The organism is Chitinophaga flava, assembly GCF_003308995.1.
In the GTDB taxonomy this organism is placed as follows: Bacteria; Bacteroidota; Bacteroidia; order Chitinophagales; family Chitinophagaceae; genus Chitinophaga; species Chitinophaga flava.
Genome location: NZ_QFFJ01000001.1, coordinates 2,453,367 through 2,472,053, shown reverse-complemented (window position 1 = coordinate 2,472,053; position 18,687 = coordinate 2,453,367). Strand labels below are relative to the sequence as shown.

23 protein-coding genes are annotated in these 18,687 nt (G+C 46.2%); 5 read left to right on the top strand and 18 right to left on the bottom strand.

The window, feature by feature from the left end; genetic code table 11:
- Positions 1-62: 62 nt before the first annotated feature.
- The 6 genes from DF182_RS09865 to DF182_RS09840 form a co-directional block, all read right to left on the bottom strand.
- Complete coding sequence (locus DF182_RS09865; protein ID WP_113615464.1) at positions 63-3,221, bottom strand: T9SS type A sorting domain-containing protein; 3,159 nt, start codon at positions 3,219-3,221, stop codon at positions 63-65.
- A gap of 195 nt (positions 3,222-3,416) precedes the next feature.
- Positions 3,417-3,926: a hypothetical protein gene (locus tag DF182_RS09860; protein ID WP_113615463.1), complete on the bottom strand. Its 510-nt coding sequence runs from the start codon at positions 3,924-3,926 to the stop codon at positions 3,417-3,419.
- Positions 3,927-4,036: 110 nt separating this feature from the next.
- A complete protein-coding gene (locus DF182_RS09855; protein WP_113615462.1) occupies positions 4,037-4,384 on the bottom strand; it encodes an ArsR/SmtB family transcription factor in 348 nt (115 codons plus the stop codon).
- Between the two features lie 352 nt (positions 4,385-4,736).
- Positions 4,737-5,474 (bottom strand): hypothetical protein, encoded by a 738-nt coding sequence (locus tag DF182_RS09850; RefSeq protein WP_113615461.1) that lies wholly within the window; start codon positions 5,472-5,474, stop codon positions 4,737-4,739.
- Between the two features lie 136 nt (positions 5,475-5,610).
- The gene (locus tag DF182_RS09845) at positions 5,611-6,162 is read right to left on the bottom strand and encodes a hypothetical protein (protein ID WP_147243396.1); all 552 of its coding nucleotides are present in this window, start codon (positions 6,160-6,162) and stop codon (positions 5,611-5,613) included.
- 86 nt (positions 6,163-6,248) lie between these two features.
- A complete protein-coding gene (locus DF182_RS09840) occupies positions 6,249-6,584 on the bottom strand; it encodes a DoxX family protein (RefSeq protein WP_113615459.1) in 336 nt (111 codons plus the stop codon).
- A gap of 95 nt (positions 6,585-6,679) precedes the next feature.
- Between DF182_RS09840 and DF182_RS09835 the strand changes: the two genes are divergently transcribed.
- Positions 6,680-7,021 carry a winged helix-turn-helix transcriptional regulator gene (locus DF182_RS09835; RefSeq protein ID WP_113615458.1) on the top strand — a complete coding sequence of 114 codons (342 nt, stop codon included), beginning with the start codon at positions 6,680-6,682 and terminating at the stop codon, positions 7,019-7,021.
- A gap of 56 nt (positions 7,022-7,077) precedes the next feature.
- Here DF182_RS09835 and DF182_RS09830 read toward each other — a convergent pair whose 3' ends face one another.
- The 3 genes from DF182_RS09830 to DF182_RS09820 all read right to left on the bottom strand — a co-directional run bounded on the left by DF182_RS09830 (position 7,078) and on the right by DF182_RS09820 (position 9,070).
- The gene (locus DF182_RS09830) at positions 7,078-7,608 is read right to left on the bottom strand and encodes an OmpA family protein (RefSeq protein WP_147243395.1); all 531 of its coding nucleotides are present in this window, start codon (positions 7,606-7,608) and stop codon (positions 7,078-7,080) included.
- A gap of 111 nt (positions 7,609-7,719) precedes the next feature.
- Positions 7,720-8,064: a hypothetical protein gene (locus tag DF182_RS09825; protein WP_113615456.1), complete on the bottom strand. Its 345-nt coding sequence runs from the start codon at positions 8,062-8,064 to the stop codon at positions 7,720-7,722.
- Between the two features lie 106 nt (positions 8,065-8,170).
- Positions 8,171-9,070, bottom strand: a complete 900-nt coding sequence (locus DF182_RS09820) for a glycerophosphodiester phosphodiesterase family protein (protein ID WP_245957399.1) — start codon at positions 9,068-9,070, stop codon at positions 8,171-8,173.
- 140 nt (positions 9,071-9,210) lie between these two features.
- Here DF182_RS09820 and DF182_RS09815 point away from each other — a divergent pair, with 140 nt between their 5' ends.
- Positions 9,211-10,320: a serine hydrolase domain-containing protein gene (locus tag DF182_RS09815; protein WP_161964107.1), complete on the top strand. Its 1,110-nt coding sequence runs from the start codon at positions 9,211-9,213 to the stop codon at positions 10,318-10,320.
- Positions 10,321-10,354: 34 nt separating this feature from the next.
- On the opposite strand, the gene DF182_RS09810 is transcribed toward DF182_RS09815, so the two are convergent.
- Entirely contained in the window at positions 10,355-10,882 is a 528-nt protein-coding gene (locus DF182_RS09810; RefSeq protein WP_113615454.1) for a DUF1697 domain-containing protein, read from the bottom strand.
- Positions 10,879-11,616, bottom strand: a complete 738-nt coding sequence (locus DF182_RS09805; RefSeq protein WP_113615453.1) for a DUF4184 family protein — start codon at positions 11,614-11,616, stop codon at positions 10,879-10,881. The genes DF182_RS09810 and DF182_RS09805 overlap by 4 nt, the downstream gene beginning before the upstream one ends.
- A gap of 176 nt (positions 11,617-11,792) precedes the next feature.
- On the opposite strand from DF182_RS09805, the gene DF182_RS09800 reads away from it, so the two are divergent.
- Positions 11,793-12,317, top strand: coding sequence for a YceI family protein (locus DF182_RS09800; protein WP_113615452.1), 525 nt, complete (start codon positions 11,793-11,795; stop codon positions 12,315-12,317).
- Positions 12,318-12,427: 110 nt separating this feature from the next.
- Complete coding sequence (locus tag DF182_RS09795; protein WP_113615451.1) at positions 12,428-13,678, top strand: DEAD/DEAH box helicase; 1,251 nt, start codon at positions 12,428-12,430, stop codon at positions 13,676-13,678.
- A gap of 6 nt (positions 13,679-13,684) precedes the next feature.
- Here DF182_RS09795 and DF182_RS09790 read toward each other — a convergent pair whose 3' ends face one another.
- The 4 genes from DF182_RS09790 to DF182_RS09775 all read right to left on the bottom strand — a co-directional run bounded on the left by DF182_RS09790 (position 13,685) and on the right by DF182_RS09775 (position 16,012).
- Positions 13,685-14,311 carry a hypothetical protein gene (locus tag DF182_RS09790; protein ID WP_113615450.1) on the bottom strand — a complete coding sequence of 209 codons (627 nt, stop codon included), beginning with the start codon at positions 14,309-14,311 and terminating at the stop codon, positions 13,685-13,687.
- 111 nt (positions 14,312-14,422) lie between these two features.
- Positions 14,423-15,010 (bottom strand): YceI family protein, encoded by a 588-nt coding sequence (locus tag DF182_RS09785; RefSeq protein ID WP_113615449.1) that lies wholly within the window; start codon positions 15,008-15,010, stop codon positions 14,423-14,425.
- 36 nt (positions 15,011-15,046) lie between these two features.
- Positions 15,047-15,481 carry a DoxX family protein gene (locus DF182_RS09780; protein ID WP_113615448.1) on the bottom strand — a complete coding sequence of 145 codons (435 nt, stop codon included), beginning with the start codon at positions 15,479-15,481 and terminating at the stop codon, positions 15,047-15,049.
- Between the two features lie 78 nt (positions 15,482-15,559).
- The gene (locus DF182_RS09775) at positions 15,560-16,012 is read right to left on the bottom strand and encodes a MarR family winged helix-turn-helix transcriptional regulator (protein ID WP_113615447.1); all 453 of its coding nucleotides are present in this window, start codon (positions 16,010-16,012) and stop codon (positions 15,560-15,562) included.
- Positions 16,013-16,300: 288 nt separating this feature from the next.
- On the opposite strand from DF182_RS09775, the gene DF182_RS09770 reads away from it, so the two are divergent.
- A complete protein-coding gene (locus DF182_RS09770; RefSeq protein ID WP_161964106.1) occupies positions 16,301-16,843 on the top strand; it encodes a DinB family protein in 543 nt (180 codons plus the stop codon).
- Here the strand turns inward: DF182_RS09770 and DF182_RS09765 are convergent.
- The 3 genes from DF182_RS09765 to DF182_RS09755 all read right to left on the bottom strand — a co-directional run bounded on the left by DF182_RS09765 (position 16,840) and on the right by DF182_RS09755 (position 18,562).
- On the bottom strand, positions 16,840-17,580 hold the full coding sequence (locus tag DF182_RS09765) for an SDR family NAD(P)-dependent oxidoreductase (RefSeq protein WP_113615445.1): 741 nt from the start codon (positions 17,578-17,580) through the stop codon (positions 16,840-16,842). The two genes, DF182_RS09770 and DF182_RS09765, sit on opposite strands and share 4 nt — an antisense overlap.
- Positions 17,581-17,679: 99 nt before the next feature.
- A complete protein-coding gene (locus tag DF182_RS09760) occupies positions 17,680-18,189 on the bottom strand; it encodes a DinB family protein (protein WP_113615444.1) in 510 nt (169 codons plus the stop codon).
- A 1-nt stretch (position 18,190) separates the two neighbouring features.
- Positions 18,191-18,562, bottom strand: a complete 372-nt coding sequence (locus DF182_RS09755) for a transmembrane 220 family protein (RefSeq protein ID WP_113616834.1) — start codon at positions 18,560-18,562, stop codon at positions 18,191-18,193.
- Positions 18,563-18,687: the final 125 nt, after the last annotated feature.

The following is an 18,687-nucleotide window of genomic DNA, read 5'->3' as shown; positions in this document are numbered from 1 at the left end:
TAAATAAATGGAAAGGGCGTCTCCTGCATGTTGTAGTGAGACGCCCTTTTTTTGATGATGATTTATTGTTTGATAATCTTTCCTTCCATTTCTACTTTCCTGTCTTCCAAAACACGGTACAGGTAAGTACCCGCCGGAAGTCCTGTGGTGTTAATCTGTTCGGTACGATTACGCAGCTGTCTGCGCATCACTATTTTACCTGTCATATCTGTGAGTTCAAGGAATACAATACTGTTTTCTTTGTTGACAGCATAACTTATCTGTAAAACATCTGTTACCGGGTTGGGATATACGCTGTTTTCTGTGCGGGCTTCCGTTACGGCTTGTTGTAGTTTGCGGACCGTACTGCTGTCTTCCAGCGGGTATAGTATGGTGTTATCTGTAATACGATTATCGAACAGACGTAACCAGGATTGGGCGCGGAGTCTGGCCCACATGGAAGCTTTGGTAGCAATCGTTTGAAGTGTGTTGACTTGGTCGGCAGTGAGGTCTTTTCCGGTCAGTCCTTTACCTGCGAGTGCTATGCGCAATGAGATGAGGTTGCGGCCCCAGTTGTTGAATTCTTCAGCTTCATCACCGGCCAGCTGATATTTGGATACAATACTGTTATAGGTGGTATTGGCTTCGGGGATGTTGCCATTATCGATCAACAGGTCCACATAAGCCAGATCCGCATATGGGTCCTGCCATTGGCCCAGATAGAATTTCAGGCTGTCGGTACAAAGATCGTTGGTGGTATCTGCCAGCATACGGTGAAGCGCGTAAGGAGGTATGGTAGGGAATGGGACGGTAGGGTCTTCCCATGACTGATCTTTGTCTTCCGGACAATTATTTTTACTGCCGGTGACCGCAAAAATTTTAACGTTGTTAGTATGATAGTTCATGGGCTGCTGATTGACCGTATTGGCATTGTAGTAATAGTTGACCTTCCCTACCTCATCTATACGGTTGTAAACTTCCTGGTAACCGCCACCATAACTTAATATGTTGGCAGTGGCAAATCCTGCGCTACCCTGACTGGAGGCCATGCCATCGAATATTGGATTGGCACCCCGGGCTACAATGTCATACAGTACTGCTTTGTTGGTGTTGCAGCGAAACTGCAATCCCAGCAGACCTTTAGGCGCAAACAGAATAGCCCGGTTCCTGTAGTTGCTCAGGTTGGCGGTACCAATGTAGTTATAGGTGTTTCGCTGTACCACATTATTACCTGATCCGGTATTCCATGCCAGCACCCCTACATTATAAAACGGATAATCACCTTTAAAGCTGTTTTCGCTGATCCGGAAACCGCTGCCTCCCATTACCTGTACACCAATATTCCCTAAAAAGCCCGGTGCTCCCGGTGACGGCGGAATGCCCTTCGGCACATTAAACGTATTGTACTGTATCTGCGGTACGATCAGGCCCTGTGCCCATACCCCCTTTTTATTATTGTCGAAGGTGGCGCCTGTAACCTTCAGATAACCATAGGTGGGGCTGGTGGCCTGCACGGTTACTGCTTCGTCGAGGTTGGTGAACTGGCAGGGGATGGAACCATAATTCCCGATAGTCACACCGAAATCCATTCCCAGTACGCCGTAATTATAGGGTGTTTTTACACCGGAGCTGTTGATGAAACGGCAACCGCTTATCTGTACACCACGCACTTCCCAACCGGAGATGAAGCCACGGAAAGGACCACTTAATTCACGGTCTACCAGGAAGTCACAGTTGAAGAAATGTGCATTGTACGGCGACTTATACGTTTGCCCGTTAAAGGTATAGGTATATAGATAATGGTTGAAAGAGATGCTGCGGGAATTATTGTAGAAACGACAGTTATTAGCTAAAATGATTCCTCCACTCTTTTGAACAAAATTATTCAGATCAGTACTCATAAAGCCGTCTACTGCATAGCTGATAGTACTTTTGTCCATCATGAGTGTACCTTGATAGTACTTATATACCCCATGCATCTTCTGGTCAAGGCTGTTGTTGCCTTCTGCTATCACGCCCATCCACATGGCTTTTTCGATGCCGCATGGGTGAAAGGCAGTAAGGGTAGCGTTTTCGAGCTTTAAAAATCCTGCGTAGGAAGACGCGTTAGGCGCTGCCTTAATGCGGGCATAGGCTTCCGGTCCGAACTCCACGCTCATGTCCTTGATTTTCAGGGACGCGCCGGGAAGGATGGTCAGCCCGTGTTCAATGCGGATGATGCTACCGCCGGTGCCGTATAGGTTGTTGAGCGGGTTGCTGCCGGGTGTCCATACTTCATTGCCGGTAACCGTATAGTCGTACAGGTGATAGCTGCTGCCAGGAATATTATTGCCAGGGTCAGGCTGGCTGATGTCAGACTGTACTACCAGCGGCGCCGGAAGCACTATTTCGCGGATGCCGTCATTCACACGAACGTTAATTTGCACAGGCAGACCGAGATTGCCCGATTGCAACAGGATCAGCATATCATTGTAGGTAAAATAATGATCAGTCGGGTCAGGGGCCGTGGCTGGATCGAAATTGCTGCCTCTATAGACGCCTACGCCCTGAACAGTGGCCCATACGGCATCACAGGAGATAGATGCCTGGTATTGTTCAATGTATTCGCATTGATGATTCGCGTTAACATAATAAGGAACCAAAGGTGCATTGTTCAACACATCTTTCAGAGAATAAGGCCAGGTCTTTACGTTGAAATGATAATCAGCTCCCGCTTTGATGAAGGTTTTCGGACAGATTTCAGGTGCTTCCACCCATACTTTTTCTATTTTGGGAATGACAGTAAAAGTAACATTGGCAGGATTTAGATCTGTCGATCCGTCATTATACCAGAAGGACAAACGTTTTACTGATTTTTCATGAAACACAAATCTGACGGTATCATCCACTGCCAGGTGACTATAGAAGTTGGCAGTTTGTAAAGTATCATTGGAGTAAAGGTCTACATCATAAACAGGTGGGTTGTTAATGTCTGGATTTTTGTGTAATACGAGGGTGATGGTATCGCCGATATATACTCTGAACATAAATCGGCGTACACAGGTCCCGTTGACTGTGTTGTACTGTGGAAAGTAAATAGAATCGGCGTGTTGGTCAAATCCTCTGATGGCCACAACCTGGACAGTCCAGGTGTTCTGAGTGGGGCGGTTACCTGCCCAGGTGCTGCCATGCAATAAAATGAAGCACACAATGGCAAATAATAGTTTCCAGTATCGCTGGAAACCGGCGGGTTTTGTTGTCATGTAAAAGTATTTTGAGGTAAAGAATGAATTGAAAATAATGGGCGGTTACAGAGCATAGTGGCGGCCCATGACTGTAGTAAAGGGCTTTTAAGGTACGTGGCATATTGATCATTTACAGATATAGTTGCTCAAAACAGGTGGCTTGTCCTAAAGGGGCAATAGGGTTTCGGGATAGGTACTTAGGGGCAGCGGAGGTTATTTCCTGGTAAAGGTCAGATAGTCAATCATTCTCCACGTGATACCATCGTTGCTGGTTTCATAAGTCATTTTGAAAGACTGATCAGATAGTTTCTCATAGATGAAATGCTGATACTGTACGCCTGTCTTTGGATAAAAGGTGTTGCAGGTAAGTATCAGCTTCCCGTTTTTCCAGCCGTTGCTGTCAAATTTCCGATGACCCTGAAAGTTGTCAAATGCATATGCTGCAAACTGTCCGGTTTGTGCATCGATGCCCCACATAGAGTGAGCTTTGTAGTGGTTGGGAGCTTTATCTGTATGTTCATACATGATCCAGCTGCTGTCCAGAGAGAGCTGGAAACTGAGGTCTGCTGCTATTTTCCGGCCGTTGCTGAATTCCCCTTCCCCGCTCCAGTTACCGGTAAAGAAATGCATGAGGTCTTCCGGTAGTTTATTGGTATTGGTTTGTGCCTGCAGATACGAGGAGAGCCCAAGGCAAAGCATAGCAGTTGCTACGAGGTATTTCATTTTTTATTCTGAAGATAATCAAAAGGCGGCTGATGTACAACCGCTATGCTGGATGGCCGGATGGTAATGAACTATGAATGGCAGACATAGTTATCATGCCGCGATGATAATCATTGCCGCTGAGGGCTGTTTTCATTTCTATGTGTTTTATCTTCCAGTAATGATACCAGATTGTGCAGTTTCGTTTCCCAGAATGTATCGTAGAAATCAATCCAGTCCTGTAGTTCGTTGAAGCCATCCTTTTTAAGGCTACAATATCTTTCCCGTCCTATATTTTGTATGGAGATGAATCCTGCACCTTCCAGTATTTTGATATGTTTGGAAACGGCGGGCCTGCTCACGTCGAAGTTGTCGGCCAGCGCGTTGATAGTCAGGCTGTTTTTGAAAAGCAGTTTTAATATTTGTCTTCTGCTTGGGTCGGAAATAGCCTGAAAGACGTCAGAGGTTTGTGGGTCCATTCTTTCGATGTGTTGATGTGTACAGCTATCTTTTGCATATTCCTGAGCCAGCCGTTACCGGATTTTACTTCGCCATCATGTGTAACTTTTGGGTTACCTGAAGTCAGCGGTAACCCAAAAGTTAAGAAAATTTAATTTTGACGATCGCACCCATTCCCGATAGTAGCTGGTAAAGCTACCCCTGACGGACAGTTGATTGACTGATGTCCATTCACCCTCTGTTTTTATTTTTCAAACGGTAACAGCTGAGTTATTTTTTGCTCCCTTCCAAAATCCTGATATCACGATATAAATATTCCCCGCCATGGCCGGCTGTCGACGGAACATGACGGGGAACTGAAGATGATTGTGCTTAGAAATTATTTGACAGATAGCTGCTGCAGTTAGGATCAGAGCTTGCCAGTGTGCTGGCATTGTAAGGAGGCCTGTTGGTATTGCAGTATTTGGCTTCTGCAGATACCGCCAGGTATTCGGCTTGATTGCTCAATACATAAGATCCAGCAGGGTATACGCCGGAATTACGGCACCACCACCACAGATTGTAAATATCGGAGTTGTTGAATCCACCACTTACCCACTGGTCGTGCAGGTAGTGGAACAGTTCGTGGAAAATTACGTTTCCAGGACCTGTGTGCACACTACGGTATGTGGCAAAGTTTACGATATATACGTTACCGTTAGTATAAAACAGATCCCCGGTTCCTGGGCTGTTATACACATTGATAGGTGCACCGGTCATCCGCTGCTTGGTAGTGGAGGTGACACTGGTGTTGTACAACTGATCGATCTCTCCGTTCACCAGTGTTTTGATGTCACTGGGAACAGTTCCGGAATAGTTAACGGTGAATGAACGGTAGTTGACAGCTGCTACCGCGCCAGTGGCTGCGCCTTTGGCATTTTTGTTCTTGTTGAAGAAGTCGATGATCTTCTGACGTTCTGGTGTGATGGTAAGGTGATCTTCAACAAGATCTTTCTCTACAGGTTTTTCAGGTGCTACTACAGGCTGATCTGCTTTTTTACAACTGTAAATGACAGTCATGGTTAACAACAGTGCAATAGCTGAGTTAACGAGGGTTTTAGTGTGTCTCATTGATAAGATTTTGGGTGAAGGTTATTGACTCGCCTGACCAGGTTAAACATCAGACAAGTGGGTTTCAAAAATCATCACAATGCTACAACCTACGACTGCTACTAGTTCACAGCTGCTGTCCTGTTTCAGGGAAAACTCAGAAAGTAATGCCAACAACGAAAAGATTGGCACTGACAGATTGGTCCGGAATATTTATGAACTCGTCATTTATCTTAATATCTTTCGGAAAAGTATACTCATATCCCCGGTAAATATAGGACGCATACACGCCGATTTTTTTAAAGTGATAGATAACACCCAGCCCTGCACCATAAAAATATTTACCGCTCTTATTAAAGGTAGTAACCGCCTGTATGCCGGAAGGTGTCGTCAGGTTCTCTATCTGCTTGACGTTATAGCTGTTATAACCGAACTGCCCGGTAATATAGGGGGAGATATGAACACGATCAAAGCGGTATTTGATCTTCATGTCTATAAACACGGGAATCATGCCATGATCTTCAAAGGAGGTCACCTCTACGCCCGGCCCTATATTAACGATATTCCATAATTCTACATTGCAGACCACGCCTCCACCAATATTGCCATCATGGTTCATCACATAGGCATATCCATACAACAGTTTGTCAGTTTGTTGTGCAAAACAGAAAGCGGGCATCAACAGCAGAAAAAACAGTATTTTCTTCATGGCGCTAAGGTGTTTAAGAAATCCCCTTTCTTTAACAGACAGCAGTGTTATATTGTTGGCTGCCGGCCGGACAGCCATAGCAATCTTTAGCTCAACTGTTGGCGGTATAACCACCAGCAGCAGCCCATCACCAGTACCGGCACAATATAATGCCAGGCTGCATCATTGCTTTTAAGATGCGTTACCACGGCGCCAATCATGATCATAAACATACCTGCCAGTGCATAAGTCCGGATAGCGGGCCACCATACCCCTGCTGCTATCAGCAGCTCCATCACTGCAATCCCATGAAAAAACACTCTGGAATAGCCGGCTTTTTCAAAAACAGCCCAGTGTACCGGATGATCCTGTAACTTTGCAATCCCGGCAAAGCAGAACAATGCTGTCAGCAGTACCAGCAATACGTAATAAACAATTTTCATAGTGTTAGTTTTTTGGTACCGGCAAAATTAGATAACAGCATGTACGAAACAGCCGGGCTATCATCGGTGATAGTAGTATCATAAAGTATAGTTACATGAGTACAGGAAAATTATGTCTGGAACATATCAGGCCCGTCATCGATGCAGTGGACGTGCTGAACGGCAAATGGAGAATACCAGTAGTGGTAGCGCTCTGCGAAAGCCCCAGAAGGTTTAATGAGTTGCTACGGGATATTAAAAACATCACTCCACGGATGCTGGCCAAAACACTGCAGGAACTGGAGCAACACGAACTGCTGGAAAGAGTTCCTGATACTGATAATCCAGCCACCACCATTTATCAGATCAGCGAATACGGACATTCCATAGAACCCCTGATCCTGGCGCTGACAGAATGGGGCACCGCCCACCGGAAACGATTGATCGGTAAAAGTTAACTACAAAAAAAAAGCCGCATCCGGGAAGATGCGGCCATTACATATTTTAGCGGAGGCTATTCTTTTACATCGTAAAGAATTACAAATTCTACCCTTCTGTTTCTCGCTTTCCCTTCTTCTGTGCTGTTGGTAGCAATAGGATGGCGGTCTGCCAGTCCCCAGGTAAACATACGGTCATTATTTACCTTGTATTCTCCGAGCAGTGCTTTGGCACTCACCGCACGTTTCTCAGACAACTCCCGGTTATAACTGGCCGTGCCGGTGCTGTCGGTATGCCCCGTGATCAGTATCTTGGTTTTGTTATACTTGTTCAGTATCGCTGCAAAACGCCCGAAGGTAGGCTTGATCTCTTCCTTCAACTGATCTGATGAAGAAGCAAACAGTACATTATTGGGAAATATAACTTTCACACTGTCATTGATAATACTTACTTCCGCCTGATTCAATACATCCTTTAATTCCTTGTACTGCTTGTTCATATAAACATGCGGACTGGAACTCTTTTTTGAAGATGCGCAGGAAGCCATAAAAGCGATGGCCAACACAGCGTATATCCAGTAACGTGAGGTTGTTAACATTCTTTTCATATCCTGTTTATTTGGCTGCAAAGGTATCTAAAATTCAGATTATCAATTTGTTGTGATGATAATCTATAATATATGAATAAAAATATGTGTAAGAAGATTATTCACCGATTCTTATGACTGAGGTTGTATCAGCACTGATTTTTCTTGCTGATAACGCAACCCTGGGAGGGACATAAAACGATCCCGCATATCACACACGGTGGAACCTGATTTTGCCTGCCGTTCTAACCGATGAATCATGGCTGCGGTTGGCAGCCCCTGTACTGTTCGGTGGTTTTTAAAAACATTGTTTCCGGATGCAATGGGGTAATTGCCGAAAGAAGATGGAGAGAAGAGGTTAAGAGGTAAAGCAGCTCCCGCCATATCAGTATGGCGTATCAGGACTGCAGGGTGCCGGGGCCCGTCCGGTAATGTAAGCCAGCTCCGTTCTTCACGGGCTACAGCAGCTATTTCCATTATTATTCGGTTTAATGTTTTGAAATGATAAGGACTACTACTGCTTGATAACAATACCTGTGAATGTTTTGTTCCCGGTGCATCCGCCCCGGGAACAAAAATTATTTTAACGCTGGTAGCTGCCGGCGATTTTGATAAGCCTGTCGGGATAGTTGGTGATAATACCATCAACACCGAGCGACAACATCCGCTGCAGATCAGCTTCTTCGTCCACTGTCCAGGGCAGTACCTGTACTTTTTTGGCGTGTGCTTCTTTGATGAGGTCTGCTGTTACCAGGTTGAAGTTGGGACTGTAGATGTCCGGCACAAATCCAAGTTCAGTGATATTGTCTGCGAAAGACTTTTGATTGCCTATCAGCAGGGCTGTTTTTTGTTTAGGATAAGTTTTGTGAAGCACCTGTAAAGTCCGGATATCGAACGATTGAATGGTAACCCTGCCAGCGATTTTTTTCTGGTTGATGATATCCATTACACGGGTTACAAATACGGCTGGTACCGGATTGTAGATGCCGTCGCCATTAGCTTCGGATTTGGTTTCCATGTTGTAGTATACCGGTTTCAGATGATGTAGTTTCACATAGGCTTCCACACTGTCTATCAGATCGGTGAGCAGTGGGCGGTGAACCAGCATTTTCTGCTGCTGTGGAAAACGCGGGTGCGGTTTGGTGCCGGCATCATATTTACGGATGCTGTCGTAAGTCATGGAAAACAGCACCAGCTTTTTTTGTTCTTCTTTGGTGATATCACTGCCATCGGGTTTACGCATGAACTCTGCTGACATATACGCATCATGCGATACCACCACCTTATTGTCTGCTGTGATAATACAGTCCAGTTCCAGGGTACGGGCACCCAGTTTCACAGCATTCAGCATGGCAGGGATAGTATTTTCCGGCATCAGCCCCATGCCGCCACGGTGGGCCTGCACATCTGTTTTCTGTTGTGCGTTGCTGCCAACGCTCAGGAGACTGCCTCCCAGCAGGAAGATAAGGATACGTTTCATCATGAATATTATTTTGAATGTTCGGTAAACTGCAAGATACGATATTCAGTTGCCCGCTAATAACCTTTAGCCGGGCTACTGCGATTCATAAACTAAATTTAACGGTACAGGATACTTTTTGATTTATCTTACGGATGATGAAAATGCCCTTCAGAATAAATAGTGTTTTATTGATACTCAGCCTGTGGTGGGCTGTTTCGGCCAATGCCCAGGAGATACAGCAGGTAGACCGCGCTGTCAAAGCGTTTATGTCGAAATATAAAGTGCCGGGTATGGCGGTGGCCATCACACGTAATGGGAAGCTGGTGTATGCCAGGGGGTATGGTGTGGCCGATAAAAGCAGCGGCGAAAAGGTAACTGCGGATAGCCGTTTCCGTATTGCCAGCGTATCCAAGTGTATAACGGCAGTGGCTATACTAAAACTGGTGGAAGAAGGACGCCTGTCTCTCCATCGCAAGGTATTCGGCCCGGGTGCCTTGCTGGGCACCGTTTACGGTAGCAAGCCCTATTCAGCATGGCTGCAGGAAATAACGGTGCAGCAGCTGCTGGAACATACGGCTGGCGGCTGGACCAACGATGCACAGGACCCTATGTTCAGCCATCCGGAATGGACTGCCGATACGCTGATCTCCCGCACCCTCGACCAGCGGCCGCTGAAGTATCAGCCAGGCAAGGTATACGCCTATTCCAATTTCGGCTATTGTGTGCTGGGACGTGTGATAGAAAAGGTAACGGGCAAAAGTTATGCACAATATGTACAGGATGCTGTATGTGCACAGATGGGCATCACAGACATGGCCATCGGCGGAAATACACTGTCAGAAAGGAAAGCCGGTGAAGTAGTGTATTACGACCGGGAGGAACAACCTTATGGTTTTAATCTGTCCAGGATGGACTCCCATGGCGGCTGGATCGCTTCCGCTACCGGACTGGCCCGCTTCCTGGCGGCCACTGATGGTTTTGATACCCACCCCGACCTGCTCTCTCATGCAAGCACCAAAACCATGACGACCGGCTCTGTAGCTAATCCGGGCTATGCTTTGGGCTGGGCAGTCAACAGCTGGAACAACTGGTGGCATACCGGTTCCCTGCCCGGTACTGCCAGCGAAATAGTACGTGCCGCTAAAGGGTTTAACTGGGTACTGTTATGTAATACCCGTACCAACAAAGCTTTCTATAACGATCTGGACGGATTGATCTGGAAGGCTGTGAACGATACCACTACACAATGGCCTGACACAAACCTGTTTTAGGATTTATGATTTAAATGCTGCCTAAATCCCTCAATCACAACAGCACTTTCTGGATGGTGGCCCAATTACGGGTCGTGGCCACAAGGCGCAGCTTTTTTTCAAGGAAATTGTTGGAGAAGGGATTGCCGCCCTCGATTTTTTTTGTCAGCACATATACTTCCCGGCCGTTGATACGATAGGTTTCTATATCGTTTTGCATGGTCTCCAGGATGGCGATGGCTTCTTTGCCGGGCCATGTCTGCAGGAAGGCTACATAAATCTGTAATTCTTTATTGGGGATAATACCGGGGAAAGGGGTGTTGTCCACCACAGCGCTTAGTTCAGCTGTAGATCGTATACAGGTAGGTACATCAAATCCCAGGTTTTTCAACAGCAATTGCTCTATTTTATTCTCCAGCGAGGCACAGTCTTTACTGCTGCTGTCGAAGATCACATTCCCGCTTTGTATATAGGTCTTTACGTTTTTAAACCCTGCCTGTGAAAATAGTTCTCTGAGTACTTCCATCTTCACTTGTCTTCCCCCCACATTAACTGCCCGCAGAAAGGCAACGTATCTGGTCATAGCCTGGTTAGTTTTTTGCCCAATACTACGGCAAAGAATCCATAAAATATAGCAGCCATCACAATAGCGAGGTAGTCGATACTTTTACGGTACAGCAGGGGCTGCTGTTGATAAAGCAGTAGGATAATGCTGGTAACGACGATTGTCAGCAGCCAGAATACGACCTTGTTTCGCGCCGGCTGCCCGGCAGGAAGCGGATCGGCAGGTATCTTCATGAAAAAATAAAACAGCAGCAACAGGCCAGCCAGTGACGTGATATACTGCATCAGATACCATGCTTCCATCGTCTGTCCGAATACCTGTACATCTCCCTGCAGGAAGGGCATCAGCTGTACAAAGTAACCATTCCCATGTGTAAAGGCATCCAGGAAAAAATGTGACAGGGTACCGGCAATGATGGAGCCGGTCACTACCAGATAATGCCGCCTGAAATAGCTCCCCCAGTGGAAATACCGGAAATGATGCAGCCTCGACCCTGCCCAGGCTGGCAGATAACGGACCAGCGCAGGCCGGGCTATTTCGTGATACAGAAAGGCCAGCGCCAGCGACAATGGAATATCATATGCAAAAATGCCCCACCAGCTATGTCCTCCGTCAAAATAAGGATTGAATAATACAAAATAGAGGAAATCCGGCGCCATAGCACCGATCATCAGGCCGGTCAACGAAAGGTAAGGACGGTGTTTACACGTGAGAGGCAGAACAATGGCGATATGTGAAATCGTGAACGGCATAGGTGCGTAGTTGTTACTAAAATTAAAGCATATGTAGAAATAATGTTAAAATTTCCCACATTAAATTATCCTCCGCGTGCAAATAGTACATCATTTCCGGTATTTTATCCAACATCCGTAGGCGTGTCAGGACCTAAATTTGTTATGTCTTTGAAACATAAAAAAAACAATGTGCTATGACTAACTGGAAAATTGATGAATCACACAGTGAAATAGGATTCAAAGTAAAACATCTTATGATCACCAATGTGAGTGGTTACTTTACACGCTTCTCCGGCAGTGTACAAACAGAGAGCGACGATTTTCATGACGCTTCTATCTCCTTCGAAGCGGCAGCAGACAGTATCGACACCCAAAACCAGCAGCGGGATGAACATCTCCGCAATGGCGATTTCTTTGATGCTGCTACTTTCCCTAAAATCAGCTTCGTCTCTAAAAAAGTTAAAAAAATAGATGGGGAGAACTATAAGCTGGTGGGCGAACTGACCATCAAAGGCCAAACCCACCCTATTGAGCTGGAGGTGGAGCATAGTGGTACTACCGTAGACCCCTGGGGCCAGCACAAAGCAGGCTTTGCGCTGAAAGGCCGCTTACACCGCGCAGACTATGGCCTGCGCTGGAATGCCACCACTGAAGCCGGCGGTATCGTACTGAGTGATGAAGTGAAACTGAATATGGAAATACAGTTGGTCAAATCCTGATCATATCCCGGTTAAAGCGCCGGAGCCGGAGGGCTTTCTCCCCCGGCTCCGGCGCTTTCCTTCTTTGCGTGCGGTAATTGGTTTATCTTCGCCGCAGATAACCGGCGTAAATGAAATTTGAACAGTACAATATATCTCCTGACATCAAGGAGAGCCTGGCTGAGTTGGGCTTTAAACGTCCTACCGACATCCAGTACAAAGCGATTCCTTCTATTCTTAAGGGAGATGATGTGATGGCCATTGCCCAGACAGGCACCGGCAAAACGGCTGCATTTGCCATTCCGGTGCTCCACCGGCTTCATCAGCAGGAACGGCGCTCCCGGAAAGGCAAGTATGAAGTGAAGTGTCTGGTAATGGTGCCCACCCGCGAACTGGCCATTCAGATAGCCGGCGTGTTCCAACAGATCGCTCAATTCACCGAACTCCGCATCCTGGCTATGGTAGGCGGCGTTGACCAGGAACCACAGGTTAAATTCCTGGAGAAAGGGGTAGACGTGCTCATTGCCACCCCCGGCCGTATGTTCGACCAGATCAATCAGGGACACCTCGACCTCAGTAAGGTACAAACGCTGATTCTCGATGAAGCCGACCATATGCTCGACCTGGGCTTTATCCGCGATATCCGCGATGTGATCAAACATATCCCCCGCGATCACCAAACCCTGTTCTTTTCCGCTACCCTCGATAAAGACATCAAAGACCTGGCATATTCGGTAGTCAACAACCCTATCCGTATCCAGATCTCCCCGGAAGACCCGGTATCCAAAAACGTGAGCCACGCCGTGGCCTACGTGGAAATGGACGATAAACGTTTCTTCCTGGAACGCCTGGTAAGGGAGTTTCCCGGCAAAAAAATACTGGTGTTTGTACGTACCAAAGTAAGGGCCGAAAGAGTGGTGGCTGCTATGGCGCGTGTAGGTATCAGCTCCCTGGCCATGCACGGTGGCAAGGAGCAGGATGACCGCCTCCAGGTGATGAGCGAATTCAAAGAAGGTGCAGTGCCCTTATTGATCACCACCGATGTAAATGCCCGTGGTATCGATATCCCCAACGTAGATTATGTGGTTAACTACGACCTGCCCGACGTCCCCGAAAACTATGTACACCGCGTAGGCCGTACCGGCCGTGGCGTACAAAAAGGACAGGCCGTTTCTTTCTGCAGTACCGAAGAAAAGCCGCTGCTGGCAGACATCCAGAAATTTATCGGTAAAGAAATCACAGAGATGAAAATCAATAAAGGTGACTACCAGGAAACCATCCGTTTCTCGGAAGAAGTACCGAATGATAACTGGCAGCTGCTGATAGATCAGCACCACGAGGAGATGGATAAACTGAAAAAGAAAAAGAAGAAAAAGAAATAAACAACCTTATCCGTATACTTTTTTCATGCCATCATACAACATTTTAGCTTTGTTACGCAAAGCACGGTTTTCATCCGATGGATGTATGGTGGCATTGAAAATAGCCAGGCCATAGATCAGTGGCATCTTCTGATAGTTGATATTATTGTTTTGCAGATCCGTTTTCCAATTATTGTTGGCGTAGTTGTCTTTATAGCTGTCATTGATAGCATTATACTGGACCTGACAACTTTCTTCATCAAACCAGCTGGCCATTGCTGCAATACCAGTGAGTTCCTGCATCAGCGCTCGTTCTTCCTTTTCTTCCTGTCGGGTGTGGCCGTATAAAAACAGCATATACAACGCTGCAAGCGTAAGCAGTACCGCTATCGTGATTGATAAGGTACCGGGCCTGTCTCCCGCTATCAGGATGGCAGTCAGGCTGCCTACGGTAAGGGGTGAACGAAGATAACCCGCAATCACACTTTGCCGGTGTAGCTTAATCCTGAAACCTTCCCGCCCGCTTTTTTCTTTCCCTACTACTACCATGGAGTACTGTGGTATGAGGGGTAGTATCACTAATGTAAACCGGGTTTCTATCTGCTGCTGGTTGAATTTTTTTACAGAACCGAGGAAAATGTTGCCGACGGCCATGGACGGATAGTTTTTTTGAATGCCAGCAAATCTACTGTTTTATCATAAAGCAACAAAGCGGCAAAGAATCCTTTGCCGCTTTGTTATCATGTTCCTTTATATGCTCACCAATTACTGCTTAACAATTTCTGCGTTTACCAGAATATCTACGGTAGGCGCTACTGCGTATACACCGGTAGCTAATTTGTCGGCATATTTTACACCGAAGTCCAGGCGGTTAACAGTTGCTTTGGCGGTGAAACCTGCTCTCCACAGTCCCCATGGGTCTTTTACAACACCGTTGTAAGTAACGTCAAAGGGTACACGTTTAGTAGTGTTGCGCATGGTCACATCGGCCAGCATTACATATTTGTTGCCTGCTATTTTTTTGAAGGAAACGCTTTTTACCTTGATCTCAGGGAACTGCGTCGCATTGAAGAAGTCATCGGTTTTCAGGTGGTTGTCACGCTGTTCGATGCCGGTGTTGATGCTGTTCACATCAGCGGTGAATTCTACTTTTGCATTCTGAAAGTTGGTGCTGTCTGCAGTTTCAATAGTGCCATTGAATTTGGCAAAGTGACCCTGTACAAAGTTGATGCCCAGGTGTTTTACACTAAAGATGATGGCGGTATGTGCCGGATCTGCATTCCATTTAACCTGTGCAAAAGAGGCAATGCTGGCTAATACCAGGAGGGCGGTAGAAAAAAACGCTTTCTTCATGTTTTGTTGTTGTTTTATTGAAAAGAATTAAAAAAATTATTTGGTCAGCTGACGGTCTACAGACCAGCGGCCTGCACCTTTAACGATCAGGGCAATACAGATACCGATTACCAGCAGATGGTATTCAAACCCTTCTCCTTTCTGGGTACCGGCCCAGTTCATAAAGAAACCGTTGGCGGAGTGCATATTGGTAGCTACGAGCATGATGACTGTCAGCATCAGGGCCCACAGGCGTGTAGTAAAACCGAAGAGGATCAGCAAAGCACCGATGCTTTCAGTGATGATCACCAGGAAAGCCAGGACAGCAGGGGTGCCGTTGGAGGTGAAGAAGTTCATCGTTGCCTTAAAGCCATAACCACCAAACATACCAACCAGTTTCTGAAGACCGTGTGGCAGCATTACAAGGGCTACGGTGATACGGATGATGAAGGAAGTAAGGTTATCATCGGTTTGCAATAATCGTTTTAACATAAAATGTTGTTTAAAAAGTGTGTGTTGTAATTATAGGTGTGAACAAATATTGTATATACAATTGTTAGGGCAAAAAAATTAGCCGCGTAGTTTATCCAGCAGATGGCTCAACTGATGGGCTTCTTCCTTCGTCATTTTTTGAGCTAGAAACTCATCATTCTTCTCTACGGCCGGATCCAGCTCCCGTAATACTTCCATGCCTTTATCCGTAATTTCAATCTCTACCTTGCGGCGGTTAGACGGGCACTGAATACGGGTCAGCAGCCCTTTCTGGCGCAACTTCTCCACCAGGCGGGTGGCATTGCTCATTTTATCCATCATACGCTCCTGTATGTCCAGCAGGTTCAACGGATTGGGCCTGCTGCCACGCAATATGCGCAGTACATTGTATTGCTGGGAAGACAGGTCATAATGCTTCAATATCTTTGAAATGCCTACTTCCAGCCAGTTTGCCGTAAAAACGATGTTTAGCATGGCTCGCTGATAGTCACTTTTAAATTTTACCTGTTTTATTTCATCCTCCAGTCTCATAATTACAGTTACTACTGTTGTATATACAACAAAGGTAAATGTATTTTTTATTCGTGCAAATTTTTTTTGAAGAATTTCAGCGTGAATGAGGTTAACTGGTTGATAGATAAATATTTAGAATGATGAGGCTGGCGGAATCATAAAATATGCCGGACAGCAGGAATGTTTTTTAGCAGGATATGGGGTTTATATTATTATTACTTATAAAACTTTTGAGAAGGCATAAATACTACTGACATAATGCTGTCACAAGAGGGGTGTTTCTTTGTATTGTAAATGATTCACACTATGATACAGACTACTACAGAAACCCATTCCACTTCACTGGCTGAATTCGCCAAAGGTTATGCTGCTTACAATTTATGGGCTGATCAAACAATGATAACCTGGCTGCAGAAACAGGACCCTGCTTTACTGGAAAAAGAGGTGGTGTCCAGCTTTCCGACTATCAAACATACGCTGAAGCACATGTTGAGCACTGCCAGCTGGTGGATAAAAAACCTCCGCGGCGAACATCCTGATCTGACCTATGGGCCGGTAATATGCGAGGAGTCCGTGGCAGAGGTGCTGGCCGAAGTAGTGGCTGTATCAGAAGAGCTGATGGAACTGGTATCCTCCATGACAGCGGAACAATTACAACACCCTTATCTGGTAACGATCCCTTTTGTTGGTGATTTTAATATCCCGGGTTATGAGATGTTGCCTCAGATTATAAATCATACCGCTTACCATCGGGGCCAGGTGGTGACCATGGGCCGCCACCTGGGTATCACGGATGGGCCTAATACAGATTATATGTATTATGTGCTGGTGGGTGCCCAGCGTTATTAACTGTTGGTGCCGCCGTCTATGGTGATGGCGGTGCCGGTAATATAACCGCTTTCAGCAGAGGACAGGAAAGATACCAGTGCTGCAATATCTTCTCCGGTACCATATTCGCCCAGGGAGATGTTTTTTCTTTGTGCATCGGCATGTTCGCTGTTGGCAGGGTTCATATCGGTATCAATAGGGCCTGGCTGTACCAGATTGACAGTAATGCCTCTGGGGCCGAGGTCACGGGAAAGGCCTTTGTTGAAGGCGGTGAGTGCGGATTTGCTCATCGCATAAAGGGTGCCGTAAGGACCGCTTACCCGGTCGGCCATGCAGCTGCCGATGGTGATGATACGGCTACCTTTACCCATATGTTTAGCGGCTGCCTGTGAAGTGATAAACACGCCACGGGCATTGATGTCCATGGTCCAGTTGTATTCTTCAACGGTATAATCCTCAAAAGGTTTCAGAACAGCAACGCCGGCATTATTAACGAGAATGTCTATACGCCCGAATGCTTTGATGGTTTGTTCTACTGCGGAAGTATTAGCGGCAGGGTCGGCGCTGTCGGCTGCGATAGCGAGGCTGCGCAGTCCTTTGTTGCTCAGTTCTGCAACGATGGCAGCTGCTTTCTCTGCTCCTTTGGTATAAGTGAAAACTACAGCGGCTCCTTCTTCTGCCAGTCTTTTTACTATTGCGGCACCGATGCCACGACTACCTCCTGTTACCAGGGCTACTTTATTTTCCAGACGTTTCATAAAAATTGATTTTATGTCTGCAAAGCTAGAGTGGTAGCCTGGTTTAAAGAAGAGGAGATGTAATTGTTAAGGACTAACATAAATGTTAGTCCCTTTGTATTACAGGTATCTTTCGTGGAGAATCCGGAGGTGATGTATCTGATGTCCGACAAGGGTAAAGCCCATAGCCAGTACGCTCATCTGGTACTTCCAGCAGGTACCGTATCTCAGCAGGGCTTCATCCGGAAAACTGCTGAACAGCGCGATGGTAGATTTCCTTACTGCTATCAGCTCATCCATGATTTCTGCGAGGAAACGGTTGCTGGCAAATGTATTCTCGGCATACAGGTCCTGATCCATACCGGGAGCCGCACTTTTATCATTACGTGCAAATAACAGGGTACGATAGGCAAACACCCGCTCTGTATCGGTGATATGCTGGAATACATCTTTTACAGTCCATTTACCAGGTGCGTAAGCATAGTCTGCCAGTGATGTCAGCCTGGTCATATCCAGGGCCTGCAGCTCCTGCAGAGAGGCGTCCAAAGCTTCGCGTATGGTAAGGTCTGGTACCTGATTGATGTAACGGCCAAAATATTCCGGATCGGGTGAAATGGCTTCTTTTTTCATATCATGATTTCTTTTTGGAATAAAAATAGTTAATGCCTAAAACAGCGATGCAAATAAATAATCCAAAAAACTCCCGGGTCTCTTCTATCCAGGGCTTTTCCGCTTTCATGGTCTGTGCAATATTCTCCGCCTGATGTTGAGACATCCAGTCTATCACCCCATCTTTGGTAAAGAATAAATAGAGCGCATATACGAAATATACAGCAATGCCCACCAGGTACCAGCGGCGGTAAAAACGCTGTCGTGCAGCCATCAGACAACACCAGGAAGCAAACAGATAAATGGGCATCCATACATAGGGATCGGGATCATTATATTGTAATCCGGCGAAAATGATAAAGATGACACAGAAGAAAATGTTGAAGAATTTCATGCCATGAAAATTAAGCATTAAACATACATAAAAGTATCAGGTGTTTATACTTTTTTAACTGTAAACTATTATACTTTTTTATCCCGCGGATGCGGATTACTGTTAGAAGTGCCTGCAGTAAATTT

Coding starts and splice junctions, on each gene's coding strand:
- DF182_RS09865 (WP_113615464.1), bottom strand. CDS start 3,221: ATGACAACAAAACCCGCCGGTTTCCAGCGATACTGGAAACTATTATTT.
- DF182_RS09860 (WP_113615463.1), bottom strand. CDS start 3,926: ATGAAATACCTCGTAGCAACTGCTATGCTTTGCCTTGGGCTCTCCTCG.
- DF182_RS09855 (WP_113615462.1), bottom strand. CDS start 4,384: ATGGACCCACAAACCTCTGACGTCTTTCAGGCTATTTCCGACCCAAGC.
- DF182_RS09850 (WP_113615461.1), bottom strand. CDS start 5,474: ATGAGACACACTAAAACCCTCGTTAACTCAGCTATTGCACTGTTGTTA.
- DF182_RS09845 (WP_147243396.1), bottom strand. CDS start 6,162: ATGAAGAAAATACTGTTTTTTCTGCTGTTGATGCCCGCTTTCTGTTTT.
- DF182_RS09840 (WP_113615459.1), bottom strand. CDS start 6,584: ATGAAAATTGTTTATTACGTATTGCTGGTACTGCTGACAGCATTGTTC.
- DF182_RS09835 (WP_113615458.1), top strand. CDS start 6,680: ATGAGTACAGGAAAATTATGTCTGGAACATATCAGGCCCGTCATCGAT.
- DF182_RS09830 (WP_147243395.1), bottom strand. CDS start 7,608: ATGAAAAGAATGTTAACAACCTCACGTTACTGGATATACGCTGTGTTG.
- DF182_RS09825 (WP_113615456.1), bottom strand. CDS start 8,064: ATGGAAATAGCTGCTGTAGCCCGTGAAGAACGGAGCTGGCTTACATTA.
- DF182_RS09820 (WP_245957399.1), bottom strand. CDS start 9,070: ATGATGAAACGTATCCTTATCTTCCTGCTGGGAGGCAGTCTCCTGAGC.
- DF182_RS09815 (WP_161964107.1), top strand. CDS start 9,211: ATGCCCTTCAGAATAAATAGTGTTTTATTGATACTCAGCCTGTGGTGG.
- DF182_RS09810 (WP_113615454.1), bottom strand. CDS start 10,882: ATGACCAGATACGTTGCCTTTCTGCGGGCAGTTAATGTGGGGGGAAGA.
- DF182_RS09805 (WP_113615453.1), bottom strand. CDS start 11,616: ATGCCGTTCACGATTTCACATATCGCCATTGTTCTGCCTCTCACGTGT.
- DF182_RS09800 (WP_113615452.1), top strand. CDS start 11,793: ATGACTAACTGGAAAATTGATGAATCACACAGTGAAATAGGATTCAAA.
- DF182_RS09795 (WP_113615451.1), top strand. CDS start 12,428: ATGAAATTTGAACAGTACAATATATCTCCTGACATCAAGGAGAGCCTG.
- DF182_RS09790 (WP_113615450.1), bottom strand. CDS start 14,311: ATGGCCGTCGGCAACATTTTCCTCGGTTCTGTAAAAAAATTCAACCAG.
- DF182_RS09785 (WP_113615449.1), bottom strand. CDS start 15,010: ATGAAGAAAGCGTTTTTTTCTACCGCCCTCCTGGTATTAGCCAGCATT.
- DF182_RS09780 (WP_113615448.1), bottom strand. CDS start 15,481: ATGTTAAAACGATTATTGCAAACCGATGATAACCTTACTTCCTTCATC.
- DF182_RS09775 (WP_113615447.1), bottom strand. CDS start 16,012: ATGAGACTGGAGGATGAAATAAAACAGGTAAAATTTAAAAGTGACTAT.
- DF182_RS09770 (WP_161964106.1), top strand. CDS start 16,301: ATGATACAGACTACTACAGAAACCCATTCCACTTCACTGGCTGAATTC.
- DF182_RS09765 (WP_113615445.1), bottom strand. CDS start 17,580: ATGAAACGTCTGGAAAATAAAGTAGCCCTGGTAACAGGAGGTAGTCGT.
- DF182_RS09760 (WP_113615444.1), bottom strand. CDS start 18,189: ATGAAAAAAGAAGCCATTTCACCCGATCCGGAATATTTTGGCCGTTAC.
- DF182_RS09755 (WP_113616834.1), bottom strand. CDS start 18,562: ATGAAATTCTTCAACATTTTCTTCTGTGTCATCTTTATCATTTTCGCC.